Genomic DNA, 15,079 nt, shown 5'->3' on the forward strand with positions numbered 1-15,079 from the left:
ACGCGCTCGGCATCCGCGAGGTGAGCTATACCCGCGGGGAGCACCGGCTGGCGTTGAAAGAGCGAACACTGCAATGACTTCCACGGTAAGACTGCTTCGATTCTGCATCGCTGCATCGCTGCATCGCTGCATCGCTGCATCGGTGGCCGTCAGCGCCATCAGCCATGCTTGTCTCTATGTCCATGGATACCAACACATCCCGGTGATCGGCGCCGCTTTTCTCGTGGGGGCCAGTGTCTCGTTCGCAGTGGCGGTGTTGGTTCTGTTAGGCAGTCCGGGGTGGTTGTGCTGGGTAGCGGCGGCGGTCGCGGGCGGCTCGTTGACCGCTTTCGCCCGGTCGCGCACCGTCGGGATTTCCGGCTTTTCCGAACGTGGCTGGCATCCCGCACCGCACGCGGGGTTCAGTGCCGGCGCCGAACTGGTGACGGTGGCGCTGTGGGTCGCCGTCGTCGCAGCCCGCCGGAGGTCGTTGCGGCGGTCGTAGCTTCGGGGTTAGCGCAGCGCGGCCTGCGCGTTGGCGCGATAATGCGGCCGGCCGCGAGCAGCGGACTTCCTCTTCAGGAAGCGGGTTTTGCACGACAGCGCGGGCTTTTCCGCCAGGAACCAGCTCAGCGCGGCGATCGGCAGCGTGGCCAGGGTCGCAATGCCCCACAACGCAAATGGGTTCACGTTGTCCAGCCCGCCGATGACCAGCAACCGCTGGATGGGGAACGCGAAAATGTATACGCCATATGACAGATCCGTGCGCATGGAAAAGCGTACCGAGCTGAGAAGTTGACGGACCGCCGGGACATCCACGTCGCGGCCGGTGAGCGGAAAGCAGTGCCACAGGATCACCGCGATCGCCAGGGCGAGCCGAAATGCGTTCAGCGCGTTTTTTCGCGGGTCGAATTGCTCCCCGAGTGTCATCCGTTCCAGCCAGTCGTCGCGCTGCGTGCTCGGCGCGGCAGCTCCAGACAACAACTGGCCGATCGCGCTGCTACCTGGAGGTTGCGCTCCGGGTAGATTTACGTGGCGGACCAGGCGGATGTGCTGTTATTGCCGAACCTTCACCCGGCTTCGGACCGGTGACGGCATCGAGGTAGCCGATGCGGCTGCTAGGGGCAGGTGACGTCGACCTCGAACGGCTTGTGCACCTGCTGACCGGCATTGTCGACACCGCTGGCCACACCGGTGATGTGGTAGCTGTCGCCGGTTTTGGTGGCGCTGGCGTTCTCGTCGGGCACGCCCTCGGTGAAGCTCATGACCACGCCGTCGACGGTGCCCAGGCCGGCGCTGTGCACCACCGAGCCGTCCGGCTCCAAGCCGACGATGACTCCCGTCGCCATGTCGCCGACGGCGATGGAGAACCTGCCGGCATTCGTCGAGCACACCACCGGGCCGCTGACGTTTTGCGGCTGGCCGCCGATGACGACCTTGGTTTCTCCAGACGCGGCCGGGGTGCTGCTCGACGCCGGCGCCGACGTCGAACTCGAGGCGGCGCTCGACGACGTGGCGGTGCTGGATGACGGTCCGGACTTGTTGTCGTTGGAGCATCCCGCCATACCCGCGACGATTGTCGCCGCCCCGACGGCGATCAACAACTCACGCTTCACCAAGTTCTCCTTCGGATAGGTCCGCACCCGCGATACCGGCAGATCTTCTGAAGCAGTATGTATGGCGGCGTAGCCGACGTACAGATGCGAATTACTCGCCGCGCAGCGCGTCGATGAATTTCCGGGTCGCTGCCCAGGTCGGCAACACGCCCGTGGCGCGTACCTCGTCGAGACCGGGGGCCGCTGCGTCGCGGTCGGACAGGCTCGCCGCCACACCGTCGACCAACGGCCAATCGATCGCCAGCGATGGATCTGTCGCGCAGATCGTGTGCTCGCGCTGCGGGTTGTACTCCGCCGAGCACAGATACATCACGGTCGAATTATCTTGCAGTGCAAGGAAACCATGTGCCAAGCCTTCGGAGATGTACACCGTCCGGCGGTCTACGTCGTCGAGCACCACCGCATCCCATCGCCCGAATGTCGGTGAACCCAAACGGATGTCGACGACGACATCGAACACTGAGCCGGATACGCAGGTCACATACTTGGCCTGGCCCGGCGGCAACTCGGCGAAATGCAGACCGCGCAAGACACCGGCCGCCGATACCGAGCAATTGGCTTGCCGGACGTCCAGGCGATGACCCGCGAAAGCGCTGAAGTCGCGCTCGGTTAGCCATTCGAAGAACAGCCCGCGCGAATCGCCGTGGATGGCAGGGGTGATCTCCCAGGCGCCGGGGATGTCGAGTTCGCGTACCTTCATGTCACTGACCGCGCTGCTCGTAGCGTGCCTCCGCGGCGTCTTTCAGCGGTCGCCACCACGCTTCGTTGTCGCGATACCAGTCGATGGTGGTGCGCAATCCCTCTTCGAAATCGGTGTGCGCTGGCGCCCAAGCCAATTCGTCGTAGAGCGGGGACGGGTCGATGGCGTAACGCAGGTCGTGACCGATTCGGTCGGTGACGTGGTCGAAATCGTCGGGGTCGCGGCCCATCATCCGCAGCAGGGTGCGCAACACGGTCAAGTTGTCGCGCTCGCCCTCGGCGCTGATCAGGTAGGTCCGGCCTATCTGGCCCTTTTCGAGAATTCGCCATACCGCGCTGTTGTGGTCGTCGACGTGGATCCAGTCGCGGACGTTGGCGCCGCTGCCGTAGAGCTTGGGTCGCCGCCCGGTGAGCACATTGGTGATCTGGCGCGGAATGAACTTCTCGACGTGCTGATACGGCCCGTAGTTGTTGGAGCAGTTGGAGATGGTGGCGCGTACCCCGTAGGACCGCACCCAGGCCCGGACCAGCATGTCACCGGCCGCCTTGGACGCCGAGTACGGACTCGACGGGTTGTACGGTGTCGCCTCGGTGAACCGTTGCGGGTCGTCGAGTTCCAAGTCTCCGTAGACCTCGTCGGTGGAGATGTGGTGCAGCCGCACGCCGTGGCGCCGGACCGCCTCCAAGATCGTGTACGTCCCGATCACGTTGGTGTGCAGGAACGGTTCGGGGTCGTCCAGCGCGTTGTCGACGTGGGTTTCGGCCGCAAAATGCACGACCGCATCCGACGGGGCCACCAGCCGGGAAACCAGCTCGGTGTCGGTGATGTCGCCTTCGACCAGTGTGATCGCGTCCGCGATGTCGGCCAGCGAATCGCGCCGGCCGGCGTAAGTAAACGCATCGAGGACCGTGACCTCAACCTCGGGGCGTTCGCGCACGGTGCTGTGCACGAAGTTGGCGCCGATGAAGCCCGCTCCACCGGTAACTAGCAGCCGCATGGCCAAACCCTAACGGGTAGTCCCAGCGGCCCGGCCAGTTCGGTCGGTGCCGGCAATAACGTCTCCTCGGTCTGCGAGCCGCAGTGTTCGGGGTTGACCGAAACGACCTCCGTCACTAGGCCCGGGTGAGCCCGAGTGGACCGGCCAATTCGGCGAGCGCCGGGACCAGGTTCTCCGCGTTGGTCAGGATCTGAACGGGGACATGGTCGGCGCCGGCGTCGAGGTGCTGCTGGAGCCGTGCCGCGATCGCCTCCGGGGTGCCGTAGGCGACCACCGCGTCGACCAAGCGGTCGCTCCCCGGCCGGGCGACGTCGTCGTCGCTGAAGCCCAGCCGCTTCCAGTTGTTGCGGTAGTTGGTCAGGTTGAAATAGACGTCGAGGGCCTTGCGGCCCACCGAACGGGCCCGCTCGGGGTCTGTGGTCAGCACCACCTTGTGTTCGGGCGCCAGGAACGCCGACGGGCCGATCAGTTCGCGGGCCTGCGCGGTGTGCTCCGGGGTGGTCAGGTAGGGGTGGGCCCCGGCGCTGCGTTCGGCCGACAGCTTGAGCACCCGGGGACCCAGGGCCGCCACCACGCGTCGGTCGGCCGGCACGCCGTACTCGTCCAGCTGGTCCAGGTACTGCACCAGGGCCGCGTAAGGCTGTCGGTACTCGGCGGTCGCCTCGGGGTGGCCGACACCGATACCCAGCAGGAAACGACCCGGGTAGGCCTGGTCGATCCGGTGGAACGACTCGGCGACCGGCTTGGCAGCCGCCGACCAGATGTTGACGATGCCGGTGGCCACCTGAAGGGTGGTCGTCGCCTCGAGAATCGGTTCCACCCAGGCCAACTCCGCGGGTGGCGAGCGACCCACCCAGACGGCCCCGTAGCCCAGGGCTTCGATTTCTCTGGCTTGCTGAGGGGTTACGCCCCATCCGAAGGATCCGAACCGGCCGAGGTCCGGCTTGCCGGCGGCAGAACTGGTTTGATCGTCGGGAGCATTGGGGGCACTGGCACCAGAATCGGTCACGGTGGGTCCAACCCGCCGGTCCTGGCAGCCTATTCCTGCGATTCCTGCGATTCCTGCGATTGCTGCCGGGTTTTGCGTCGGACGCGGCGATGCGGGTATTGTGGACCAACGGTGCGGCGTCCGTGCCGGCTTCTGGCGTGCCCAGTCCCGAAATTTCTCGGAAACGCTTCGCGGAATTTCCACCACCGGCTCACGTTTGTAGTCCGGGCAGGTGCTGCGCCGAACCCGGTGCACTGACAAGAAGTGAGGATCGCCAGAACGCAATGGCCAAGAAGGACGGCGCCATCGAGGTCGAGGGTCGCGTGGTCGAACCCCTGCCCAATGCCATGTTTCGCATTGAGCTGGAAAACGGCCACAAGGTGCTCGCCCACATCAGCGGCAAGATGCGGCAGCACTACATCCGCATCCTGCCCGAGGACCGCGTGGTGGTGGAGTTGTCTCCCTACGACCTGTCCCGGGGCCGCATCGTGTACCGGTACAAGTAGCCCGCGCCGGCATTGAGACCAAACACCCAGAGAACAGGACCGAGACTGCCGTGAAGGTGAACCCGAGCGTCAAGCCGATCTGTGACAAGTGCAGGGTGATCCGTCGACACGGGCGGGTCATGGTGATCTGCTCCGATCCGCGTCACAAGCAGCGGCAGGGTTAGTCAAGCCGCCGGACCCGGCGGAGCACCACAGACAACTGAATGCAGACCTCCCAGCACCAATGAGCGGCTGGCATCTCTAGAGATGGGCCGGCTCATCCACGCCCGGACGGAGGCCGGGCCCCGCAAGTTTGGCGGGAACGGACTGGGACCACACCTCCGCCGAGAAAGAGGAAACGCCATCTATGGCTCGACTAGTCGGCGTCGACCTGCCGCGCGACAAGCGGATGGAGGTCGCCCTGACCTACATCTATGGCATCGGCCGTACCCGCTCCAACGAAATTCTGGCCGCCACCGGCATCGACCGGGACCTTCGTACCAGGGATCTCACCGACGACCAGCTCACCCATCTGCGTGACTACATCGAAGCGAACCTGAAGATCGAGGGTGACCTGCGCCGCGAGGTGCAGGCCGACATTCGCCGCAAGATCGAAATCGGCTGCTACCAGGGTCTGCGGCACCGCCGTGGGCTGCCGGTGCGTGGCCAGCGGACCAAGACGAACGCGCGGACCCGTAAAGGTCCCAAGCGCACCATCGCAGGCAAGAAGAAGGCCAGGTAACCGATGCCACCCGCCAAGAAAACAGCAAGCGGCGCCGCCAAGAAGGGTCAAAAGGGACAGAAGACCCGGAGGCGGGAAAAGAAGAACGTCCCGCACGGCGCCGCCCACATCAAGAGCACCTTCAACAACACGATCGTGACGATCACCGACCCCCAGGGCAATGTCATCGCCTGGGCGTCGTCGGGTCATGTCGGCTTCAAAGGTTCTCGGAAGTCGACGCCGTTCGCCGCGCAGCTGGCTGCGGAGAACGCCGCGCGCAAGGCACAGGAGCACGGCGTCCGCAAGGTCGACGTGTTCGTCAAGGGGCCGGGCTCGGGCCGTGAGACCGCGATCCGCTCGCTGCAGGCCGCCGGCCTGGAGGTCGGTGCGATCTCTGATGTCACCCCCCAGCCGCACAACGGCGTCCGCCCACCCAAGCGCAGAAGGGTCTAGCAGACAACATGGCTCGTTACACCGGACCCGTCACCCGTAAATCGCGCCGGCTGCGCACCGACCTTGTCGGCGGCGACCAGGCCTTCGAAAAGCGTCCCTACCCGCCCGGCCAGCACGGCCGCGCCCGAATCAAGGAAAGCGAATATCTGCTGCAGCTGCAGGAGAAGCAGAAGGCCCGCTTCACCTACGGCGTCATGGAAAAGCAGTTCCGCCGCTACTACGAAGAGGCCGTGCGGCAGCCCGGCAAGACCGGCGAGGAACTGCTGCGAATCCTGGAGAGCCGGCTGGACAACGTGGTCTACCGCGCCGGCCTGGCCCGCACCCGCAGGATGGCCCGCCAGCTGGTCAGCCATGGGCATTTCAGCGTCAACGGCGTGCACGTCAACGTCCCCAGCTACCGGGTGTCGCAGTACGACATCATCGACGTGCGAGACACGTCCCTGAACACCGTGCCGTTCCAGATCGCCCGGGAGACCGCGGGTGACCGGCCGATCCCGAGCTGGCTGCAGGTGGTGGGGGAGCGGCAACGCATCCTGATCCACCAACTGCCCGAACGCGCCCAGATCGACGTCCCGCTGACCGAGCAGCTGATCGTCGAGTTCTACTCCAAGTAACCGCACCCTCGGGGGGCTCGAAGGAGAACCGGTCCCCTAAGTACCCCGACGGCATCAAATAGCGGGTGCCGAGAAGGAGAAGAAGAAACACCATGCTGATCTCTCAGCGTCCCACCCTGTCGGAGGAAGTCCTCACCGACAACCGGTCCCAGTTCACCATCGAACCGCTGGAGCCCGGATTCGGCTATACTCTTGGCAATTCGCTGCGACGCACCCTGTTGTCGTCTATCCCGGGTGCGGCCGTCACCAGTATTCGCATCGACGGCGTGCTGCACGAGTTCACCACGGTGCCGGGAGTCAAAGAAGACGTCACCGACATCATCCTGAACCTCAAGAGCCTCGTCGTGTCCTCCGAGGAGGACGAGCCGGTCACCATGTACCTGCGCAAGCAGGGTCCCGGTGAGGTCACCGCCGGCGACATCGTGCCGCCGGCCGGTGTCACGGTGCACAACCCCGGCATGCACATCGCCACGTTGAACGACAAGGGCAAGCTGGAAGTGGAACTCGTCGTCGAGCGTGGCCGCGGCTACGTCCCGGCGGTCCAAAACCGGGCTTCTGGTGCCGAAATCGGCCGTATCCCAGTCGATTCCATCTACTCGCCGGTGCTCAAGGTCACCTACAAGGTGGAAGCCACCCGGGTCGAGCAGCGTACCGACTTCGACAAGCTGATTCTCGACGTGGAGACCAAGAGTTCGATCACGCCACGCGACGCGCTGGCGTCGGCGGGCAAGACGCTGGTCGAATTGTTCGGTCTGGCACGCGAGCTCAATATCGAGGCCGAAGGCATCGAGATCGGGCCGTCGCCGGCCGAGGCCGACCACATAGCCTCGTTCGCGCTGCCCATCGACGACCTGGATCTGACCGTCCGCTCCTACAACTGCCTCAAGCGTGAGGGCGTGCACACCGTCGGTGAATTGGTCTCGCGCACCGAGTCCGATCTGCTCGACATCCGCAACTTCGGTCAGAAGTCCATCGACGAGGTGAAGGTGAAGCTGCATCAGCTGGGTCTGTCGCTCAAGGACAGTCCGCCCACCTTCGACCCGTCGGAGGTCGCGGGCTACGACGTGGCCACCGGCACCTGGTCCACGGAGGGTTCCTACGACGACCAGGACTACGCCGAAACCGAACAGCTTTAATTTTGCGTCCGATCTAGACAGGAGCGTCAGCAATGCCCAAGCCCACCAAGGGCCCACGCCTCGGCGGGTCATCGTCGCACCAGAAGGCGATCCTGGCCAACCTGGCCACGTCCCTGTTCGAGCACGGCCGGATCAAGACCACCGAGCCGAAGGCTCGGGCGTTGCGCCCGTACGCGGAGAAGCTGATCACCCACGCCAAGAAGGGCACGCTGCACAATCGGCGCGAGGTGCTCAAGAAAATCCGCGACAAGGATGTGGTGCACACCTTGTTCGCCGAGATCGGGCCGTTTTTCTCCGACCGCGATGGTGGCTATATCCGCATCATCAAGGTCGAGCCGCGTAAAGGCGACAACGCTCCGATGGCCGTCATCGAGTTGGTGCGGGAGAAGACGGTGACGTCGGAGGCGGATCGGGCACGGCGAGTGAAGGCGTCCAAGGCTTCTCAGGATGCAGCAGCACCAGTGGCAGCGGCGGCGGCGCCGCAGGCGGCGGTCGAGCCTGAAGCCGCTGTCGGTGTGACCGCCCAAGAGGCCGCTGACGAGACCGCAGGGGCCGAGACCGGAGGGGCCGAGCCTGCCGACGGGGGTGGCGAGGCCGAGCCTGTCGACGAGGCCACCGAGGACACCCAGGACGCCGAAGGGGCCACCGAGGATTAGTGCGGACGTCCGGCTGCGGCTCGACATCGCCTACGACGGAACCGACTTCGCGGGCTGGGCGACGCAGCCGGGGCAGCGTACGGTCGCCGGTGTGCTCGATGCGGCACTGACGACGATATTTCGCACGCCGATACGGCTGCGTGCGGCCGGACGGACCGATGCCGGCGTCCATGCGAGCGGACAAGTGGCCCATGCCGATGTGCCCGTCGACGCATTGCCGAACGCCTATTCGCATTCGGCCCGCCCCGGCCAAGCCGAATTCCGGCCGTTGGTGGGACGGCTGGGCCGCTTCCTGCCCTCAGATGTCCGAGTTCTCGATATTGCCCGCGCCCCAGCGGATTTCGATGCCAGATTTTCCGCACTGCGTCGGCATTATGTCTATCGCCTGTCGACGGCGCCCTATGGGGTGGTGCCGCAGCTGGCTCGCTATGTGACCGCCTGGCCACGGGATCTGGATGTGGAGGCGATGGCCGTCGCGTCGCGAGAGCTGTTGGGGTTGAACGATTTCGCTGCCTTTTGCCGTCATCGAGACGGTGCCACCACGATCCGCGACTTGCAGCGGCTGGACTGGGCGCGTGACGGCGACTTGGTCACCGCGCATGTCACCGCCGACGCGTTCTGCTGGTCCATGGTGCGGTCGCTGGTCGGTGCCCTGCTGGCCGTCGGCGAGCATCGGCGCAGCATGACCTGGTGTCGTGAATTGCTCACCGCGACGGGGCGTTCCAGTGACTTCGCGGCTGCGCCGGCACACGGGCTGACGCTGGTCCGGGTGGACTATCCGCCCGCCGACCAGCTGGGGTCACGAGTATTGATCACGCGCGACCTGCGCAGGCGTACCGACTAGATCGCCGTTCATTTCGACTTGGAACCGCAGGTACTGCTCGACGCGGCTGGGTCGGCGGCGGACGAACAGCCAACTAACGGCAAGGATGACGAACCACACCGGAATCCACGCCAGGGCGGTTGCAGTTTCCGGTTTGGTGGTTAGCGTCCAGATCACGAACGCGAAGAAGACCAGGACCGCCCAGCACATCGCCACGCCACCCGGCATCTTGTAGCGAGAATCGGCGTGCCGCTGGGGATGCCGTCGGCGATAGACGAGGTAGCTGATGATGATCATCGTCCAGACAAACATGAACAGCGTCGAGGAAACGGTCGTGATGACGGTGAAGGCGCCGATCACCGTCCCGCCCGCGTAGAGCAACGGGATGGTGGTCAGCAGCAACGCCGCCGTCAGCAATAGAGCGGGCGCCGGAACGCCGCGGCGGTTGAGTCGGGCGAACAGCGCAGGCGCGTTGCCCTCGTCAGCCAGGCCATAGAGCATCCGTCCGGTCGAGAAAACTCCGGAGTTCGCGGAGGAGGCAGCCGAGGTGATGACTACGAAGTTGACGAAGGACGCCGCTGCGGCCAGACCGGCGAGGGAGAACATCGCGACAAACGGGGACTCTCCGCTGGCGAATCGCCGCCATGGGACGACGGTCAGGATCGCCAGCAGTGCACCGACGTAAAAGATGGCTACCCGCAGTGGGACCGCGTTGATCGCACGGGGCAGGGTGCGCTGGGGGTCGGCGGTCTCGGCCGCCGCAGTGCCGACCAGTTCCACCCCGATATAGGCGAAAAATCCAATCTGAAAACCACTGACCACACCCATGAACCCGGTGGCGAAGAATCCGCCGTCGTTCCAAAGATTCTCGAACGCCGCACGATCACCATCGGGCGAAACGAAATGGCCGGCGACCAGGATGGCGCCGATGATGACCAGGCAGAGAATCGCAACGACCTTGATCAGCGCGAACCAGAATTCGGTCTCACCGAACTTGCTGACGCCGAACAGGTTAATGGTCAGTATCAGGCCGATGGCGACAACTGCGGGTAACCACCTCGGCAAGTCCGGCCACCAAAACATCGCATAGCCCGTAATCGCGACGAGGTCGGCGACCCCGGTCACGATCCAAGCGAACCAGTACGACCATCCCATGAGGTAGCCGGCCGCCGGCCCGAGCAGGTCGGCTGCGCAATCGACGAATGACTTGTAGCGCAGGTTCGACAGCAACAGCTCACCCATCGCACGCAGCACGAAGAAGGCAAAGAAGCCGATGATTCCGTACACCAGCATTACCGCCGGGCCGGCGAGCGAGATCGTCCTGCCGGAACCCATGAACAGCCCGGTGCCGATCGCGCCTCCGATCGCGATCAGCTGAACATGGCGGTTGGAAAGACCCCTATGCAGATGCGGAGCATGGTCATCGGTGTGGTGAGTGCCGATATCGGACGACATAGGTGGATCCCTCGTAGATCGGAGCAACAGGATGCCGGCTGGCGGTGTCTAGGCTCGCGCAGTACGTGTGAACGAGTGAGAGCCTTATCCGGCACACGTCGGGCGGATCATGACTTTCGGACGAAAGCCGTACCGGGGACCGCTAGCCGATGTAGCTGCGCCTGCGCCGGTCAGCGGCACGCCACCGAACACATCGCCGCCGGAGGAAGCCGCTTCGGTCTCCACTATGTCGTTGACAAAAGGTGCGGACGCCGAACGCACCGCCGGGGTAAGCTCCGTGCCTGCCCCTGGCCAGGCGGCCGGAACCGACAGCTTGCCAATAGATCCCGCATTACCTAAGCCCGCGGCTACCTGCCCACCATTGCCGAGTATCCCGACGGCTTCTTTGCCGGCTTCCGCTACGGCGCCAGCAGCCGCCGCGGCGGCGTCTGGGCCGATCGCTCCGATCGCTCTTGCCGACGAGATGAGGCTGTTGCCGATACCGATACCGAAATACGGCAAGCCGGTCAGGTCGTACCAAATGTCGTACACCGGCCAAAGTAGGTTCAAGAAGTTCGTGAGCCAGACAATCCATGCCGGTGTTGACCCGGCAAGCGTGGAGATGGGCGATGAGAGTCCGTGAAGCGCCCCCGGCAGCGCGGAAACCAGCTTCATCAGCGTTTCCTCCGCGGTACCTGCTGCCGTGGCTGCGGCGTGCGCGACCGCGGCGGCTTGTGTCGTCGCTGCGGTCGGATTGGTGGTATGCGGTGGCGCGGTAAACATCGTCACTTGTGCCGCGTTCGCAGAGGAACCTGCATAGGCGTACATGGCCGCGGCGTCTTGGGCCCACATCTGGGCGTATTCGGCTTCAACGGCTGCAATCGCTGCGGTGTTTTGACCGAATACGTTCCTGGCAAGCAGTGTCGCAAGCTGAACGCGGTTGGCTGCAATCAGTGGTGGCGGAACCACTGACGATATCGCGGTCTCGTAGGCAGCAACCGCCATTCGTGCCTGGGCAGCTGCCTGTTCGGCTTGACTGGCGGTGGCTTTCATCCATGCCACGTAAGGTGCAACCGCTTCGGTCATCAATGCCGACGCGGGCCCGCTCCAGTACTCCTCATGCAGCGTCATGATCACTTTCTCGTAGCCGGCCGCGGCCGAAGCGAGCTCACTGGCCAAGCCGCTCCACGCTGACGCGGCAGTGACCATCGGCGCCGATCCCGGGCCGGTATACAGCCGCCCCGAGTTGAGTTCCGGCGGTAACGCCCCGAAATCCATCATCGGGAACTCCGTGCCTCGCCGCGGATTGCGTTCCGGGGGCTCATCGGTGGACAGTTATCCCGTAGCGGGATGGCCATCGCTGGCAACGCAGATCGCGGACCACGTTGTTGCCTGGACATGAGTGACATACCGTTTCCTTTCAATCGCCCTCGGGCTGAAGAATTTTGATGGGTTCGCTCGTTCCCACGGCGCTAACCGATCGCCTGCGGACTTAACACGCTGGGCCGGAACCCGTATCGGCGCTGGGTGAAGTTCGAAGCGCGTCGAGAGCCGCCCGTTGGCATGCCCCGAAGCAGGCTCGCTGGCTTGGTTGTTGTTGGTGCAGTGTGGAATACGGTGCGCGAGCTCGTCGCGGAAACGTCGTGGGGCACGGTAGGTGCAGTGGCCCAACTTGGTGGCGTCGACAAAAGTCCAATCTTCTCGGCTTGCCCCAAACTTGCCGACACCGAACCTGCGCCCAAGCCGGCCAAGCTGGGCTCGAGTGCGGCCGCACCCAAGCCGGCCGCCGGTGCTGCCGCTGCCGCCGCCGCACCCAGGGGCGCCCAGGTCATCGCCTGCCCTATCTGCAGGATGTTCAAGGTGTACCCCTGCGTGTCATAAATCAGGGACATGATGTCGACCAGGGTGAAACTCCAAGCGATCCACACGTTGAGCAGTGCTGGCCAGTTCGCCTTGAGCCATGTCAACACTGCCCAATACCACGGGGTGGGCGCCGTCGACGAAAGTTGCGCCAGCATATGCAGTCCCGCCAAGGCAAAGCTCATCGGGTGAGTCACCGATGAGACAATCGATTTCGACACGCCTGCTGCTGTCGTCGCCGCTCTTTCGGTCGCGGCCGCCTGCGCGGCAAGTCCGGGCGGGTTGCTGGTATCCGGCGGCGCCGTGAACGGGGTCAGGGTCGAGACAGCTGCCGAACTACTCGCATATTCGTTCATGGCGGCGGCATCTTGAGCCCACATCTCGGCGTAGAGGATCTCGGTGGTCGCGATAGCCGGAGTGTTTTGCCCGAAGAAATTCGTTGCGATCAATGCCAGCAACAAGGTCCGATTCGCCGCGATCAACGGTGGAGGCACCGTCATAGCGTGTGCGGTTTCGAACGCGGCGATCGCCGCGCGGGCATTGGTCGCTGTCATCTCGGCTAGCCCAGCGGTAGCCCGCAACCAGCCGACATAGGGCGTGATCGCCGCGAGCATGGCTGCCGACGTGGGCCCCACCCACTTGCTACTGAGCTCCGAAATTACCGAGTCGTAGCTTGTGGCGGCCACGGCAAGCTCGGCAGCCAGCTCGTCCCAGGCAGCGGCGGCCGCGATCAACGGCCCGGATCCGGGGCCGCAATACATGCGTCCTGAATTGATCTCGGGGGGCAGGACCCCGAAATCACATACCCATCGAGGGTGAGGCGCAGTCAGCATCGGCAAGCCACCAGCCGATCGGAAGTAGGCCGTGTCAGGCCCAACGCGATATCGCTGCTTGGGTCGTTTGCCTGGGCCGCCGCGAACGCGTCGACAGGCGTCGGCACCACCGGAGCTAGTAGGGGCAGCCCGGACACGACACTGCTGTAGGCGTCGGAAGTCATCTGACTGTCCCGAGCACGTCGGGAATGGTTATGCCATACCGTCCCGCTGCTGCCATTGGTAGACTTCGGATCCGTAGCTGGTTGATTTTGCACCGGCATGCACTGGGAATATTTCCTCCTATTGTTTACGGTCTATGCTTATTGCTCTCTGGTGGACGGTTGCATCCAGCCACCTTGCCGAAGCAATCGGAAACATTGATAACCGACCGGCTCGTTCGGATGCTGTGGCGACTCTGATTGGTCGTGTAATCGACAATCAGGCATCCGGAAACGATCTCCGCGTTGCCAGAAGAGGCTTGCCGACGAGCGCTCTCAACCGGCACCTACAGCTTTCACGACTTGCCTGAACATCAGCCGGACCGATGTTGAGTTCAATCGTATTCATCACCACCGACCCGGAGATATTCATAGTTGTTTGAGAAGGTGGACGGTATTGATACTGTCGCGGTCAACCACGACACTGCGCGAGACGTTAACGCCATGCCTCGGCGAGTCGCTGGACGGCCGGAGCGCTGCCATGTCGAATGGTAAGGGCGGGCTGCTGATCATTCCTTTCTGTCCGCTTACGTATTGGCAGGGCAACTTTGCTCACCGCTCGCACTGCCCAAGGGTCCCATTCGAGCTAGCCGGCGACACCCAGCTACGACGCGCGACCAAAGGTCGGCGCCACGAGCGGCGAGAAGTCGAGCCGACTGCATCATCCGCGCCGAAGCGCGGTCAGCAGGGCCAATCGCCAGGGTCGTGCTGGCTGAGCCTGCGAAAAATACCGACAGCGTCACCAACGCCCCTTGCGTTCGATCACGGATTTAGGACACGTCATCGGGCCTTGGCTGCAGGGTTCTGGCATACTATACGTATATACTAAGAACCCATACATCAGTATTGGTAATAGTTGCATACGTCGACGGTTTAGTCAATCGCTCGGCGCCGATCACGCGAACGCGCGGTTATCGACGAGCGTCAGCGGGCTGAGGAGGTTGCTGTCGTCGGGCCGCTCGGCCGTGTCGCCTCGGCCAAGCGACGCTTCCGTTCGACCTGACTATAACCGCGATAAAGGAAGTCGGGCGATACAAATTTCGAATGGCGTTATAACTTTAAGTTATTGGTAATCTTGCCGGCACTTCAGGTGCAAGCGCTCAGGGGTATGCAAGAGCGCGCAGATGACCTAGGCTGCGCTGTACGTGCACGAGCACTAATGTGAGGAAATGGCAACCCTGCAGCCGGGGACGCGCGCCATGTGACTTGTATTTCCGTTGAGACCGAGTATTAGCGCTGAGGTGGAACATGTTCAGGTTGGTTTACCGTGCATCTTTGTCGGCGACGCTCGCCGCGACCGCCGCGTTGTGTTCGACAGAATTCGCCTGGGAAGCGAACGCTATAGCGCAGCCCTCGCTGATGCCAACTTATTTCTGGTGTCCGGGCCAGCCATTTGACCCGAGTTGGGGACCAAATTGGGACCCGAATGACTGCCATGACGACAATCGCTACTTCCCGGGCCTTCAGGACCAACCGCCAATATACGACGATCCGGATGACGCGCCGCCTCCGCCGGCTGCTGGCGGCGGAGGTTAACGAGTAATCCGCTCATCGAATCGGAATTCCACACGCCTTACGCGTATT

The 15,079-nt window shown here is 63.8% G+C and carries 18 protein-coding genes; 10 read left to right on the forward strand and 8 right to left on the reverse strand.

Annotation, left to right across the window (positions count from 1 at the left end; all coding sequences use genetic code 11):
* The first annotated feature begins 73 nt into the window (after positions 1-73).
* The gene (locus B4U45_RS19330; RefSeq protein ID WP_075547081.1) at positions 74-484 is read left to right on the forward strand and encodes a hypothetical protein; all 411 of its coding nucleotides are present in this window, start codon (positions 74-76) and stop codon (positions 482-484) included.
* A gap of 8 nt (positions 485-492) precedes the next feature.
* Here the strand turns inward: B4U45_RS19330 and B4U45_RS30470 are convergent, their stop codons facing one another.
* The 5 genes from B4U45_RS30470 to B4U45_RS19355 all read right to left on the reverse strand — a co-directional run bounded on the left by B4U45_RS30470 (position 493) and on the right by B4U45_RS19355 (position 4,301).
* The gene (locus B4U45_RS30470) at positions 493-960 is read right to left on the reverse strand and encodes a hypothetical protein (RefSeq protein WP_131808292.1); all 468 of its coding nucleotides are present in this window, start codon (positions 958-960) and stop codon (positions 493-495) included.
* 137 nt (positions 961-1,097) lie between these two features.
* On the reverse strand, positions 1,098-1,595 hold the full coding sequence (locus B4U45_RS19340; protein ID WP_075547170.1) for a lipoprotein LpqH: 498 nt from the start codon (positions 1,593-1,595) through the stop codon (positions 1,098-1,100).
* A gap of 91 nt (positions 1,596-1,686) precedes the next feature.
* Entirely contained in the window at positions 1,687-2,295 is a 609-nt protein-coding gene (gene rfbC / locus B4U45_RS19345; RefSeq protein ID WP_075547083.1) for a dTDP-4-dehydrorhamnose 3,5-epimerase, read from the reverse strand.
* 1 nt (position 2,296) lies between these two features.
* A complete protein-coding gene (gene rfbB / locus B4U45_RS19350) occupies positions 2,297-3,292 on the reverse strand; it encodes a dTDP-glucose 4,6-dehydratase (protein WP_075547084.1) in 996 nt (331 codons plus the stop codon).
* 115 nt (positions 3,293-3,407) lie between these two features.
* Positions 3,408-4,301 (reverse strand): LLM class F420-dependent oxidoreductase, encoded by an 894-nt coding sequence (locus B4U45_RS19355; RefSeq protein ID WP_075547085.1) that lies wholly within the window; start codon positions 4,299-4,301, stop codon positions 3,408-3,410.
* A gap of 263 nt (positions 4,302-4,564) precedes the next feature.
* On the opposite strand from B4U45_RS19355, the gene infA reads away from it, so the two are divergent.
* The 8 genes from infA (at position 4,565) to truA (ending at position 9,189) form a co-directional block, all read left to right on the forward strand.
* Positions 4,565-4,786: a translation initiation factor IF-1 gene (gene infA / locus B4U45_RS19360; protein WP_003418601.1), complete on the forward strand. Its 222-nt coding sequence runs from the start codon at positions 4,565-4,567 to the stop codon at positions 4,784-4,786.
* Positions 4,787-4,836: 50 nt separating this feature from the next.
* Positions 4,837-4,950: a 50S ribosomal protein L36 gene (gene rpmJ / locus B4U45_RS19365; RefSeq protein WP_003879483.1), complete on the forward strand. Its 114-nt coding sequence runs from the start codon at positions 4,837-4,839 to the stop codon at positions 4,948-4,950.
* A 182-nt stretch (positions 4,951-5,132) separates the two neighbouring features.
* The gene (rpsM, locus tag B4U45_RS19370) at positions 5,133-5,507 is read left to right on the forward strand and encodes a 30S ribosomal protein S13 (RefSeq protein WP_023371064.1); all 375 of its coding nucleotides are present in this window, start codon (positions 5,133-5,135) and stop codon (positions 5,505-5,507) included.
* Positions 5,508-5,510: 3 nt separating this feature from the next.
* Positions 5,511-5,939 carry a 30S ribosomal protein S11 gene (gene rpsK / locus B4U45_RS19375; RefSeq protein ID WP_023371066.1) on the forward strand — a complete coding sequence of 143 codons (429 nt, stop codon included), beginning with the start codon at positions 5,511-5,513 and terminating at the stop codon, positions 5,937-5,939.
* Between the two features lie 8 nt (positions 5,940-5,947).
* Complete coding sequence (gene rpsD, locus B4U45_RS19380; protein ID WP_023371068.1) at positions 5,948-6,553, forward strand: 30S ribosomal protein S4; 606 nt, start codon at positions 5,948-5,950, stop codon at positions 6,551-6,553.
* Positions 6,554-6,645: 92 nt separating this feature from the next.
* Entirely contained in the window at positions 6,646-7,689 is a 1,044-nt protein-coding gene (locus B4U45_RS19385; protein ID WP_075547086.1) for a DNA-directed RNA polymerase subunit alpha, read from the forward strand.
* A 32-nt stretch (positions 7,690-7,721) separates the two neighbouring features.
* Entirely contained in the window at positions 7,722-8,345 is a 624-nt protein-coding gene (gene rplQ / locus B4U45_RS19390) for a 50S ribosomal protein L17 (protein WP_122526376.1), read from the forward strand.
* Entirely contained in the window at positions 8,290-9,189 is a 900-nt protein-coding gene (gene truA, locus B4U45_RS19395; protein ID WP_082275407.1) for a tRNA pseudouridine(38-40) synthase TruA, read from the forward strand. Before rplQ ends, truA begins: the two co-directional genes overlap by 56 nt.
* Here the strand turns inward: truA and B4U45_RS19400 are convergent.
* The 3 genes from B4U45_RS19400 to B4U45_RS19410 form a co-directional block, all read right to left on the reverse strand.
* A complete protein-coding gene (locus tag B4U45_RS19400; protein ID WP_075547088.1) occupies positions 9,145-10,623 on the reverse strand; it encodes an amino acid permease in 1,479 nt (492 codons plus the stop codon). The two genes, truA and B4U45_RS19400, sit on opposite strands and share 45 nt — an antisense overlap.
* A gap of 84 nt (positions 10,624-10,707) precedes the next feature.
* A complete protein-coding gene (locus tag B4U45_RS19405; RefSeq protein WP_075547089.1) occupies positions 10,708-11,880 on the reverse strand; it encodes a PPE family protein in 1,173 nt (390 codons plus the stop codon).
* Between the two features lie 194 nt (positions 11,881-12,074).
* The gene (locus B4U45_RS19410) at positions 12,075-13,295 is read right to left on the reverse strand and encodes a PPE family protein (protein ID WP_075547090.1); all 1,221 of its coding nucleotides are present in this window, start codon (positions 13,293-13,295) and stop codon (positions 12,075-12,077) included.
* Positions 13,296-14,743: 1,448 nt separating this feature from the next.
* Between B4U45_RS19410 and B4U45_RS30715 the strand changes: the two genes are divergently transcribed.
* Positions 14,744-15,031, forward strand: a complete 288-nt coding sequence (locus tag B4U45_RS30715; protein WP_082275398.1) for an Mtp family mycobacterial-type pilin — start codon at positions 14,744-14,746, stop codon at positions 15,029-15,031.
* The last annotated feature ends 48 nt before the right edge of the window (positions 15,032-15,079 follow it).

This window comes from Mycobacterium persicum (genome assembly GCF_002086915.1).
GTDB lineage: Bacteria > Actinomycetota > Actinomycetes > Mycobacteriales > Mycobacteriaceae > Mycobacterium > Mycobacterium persicum.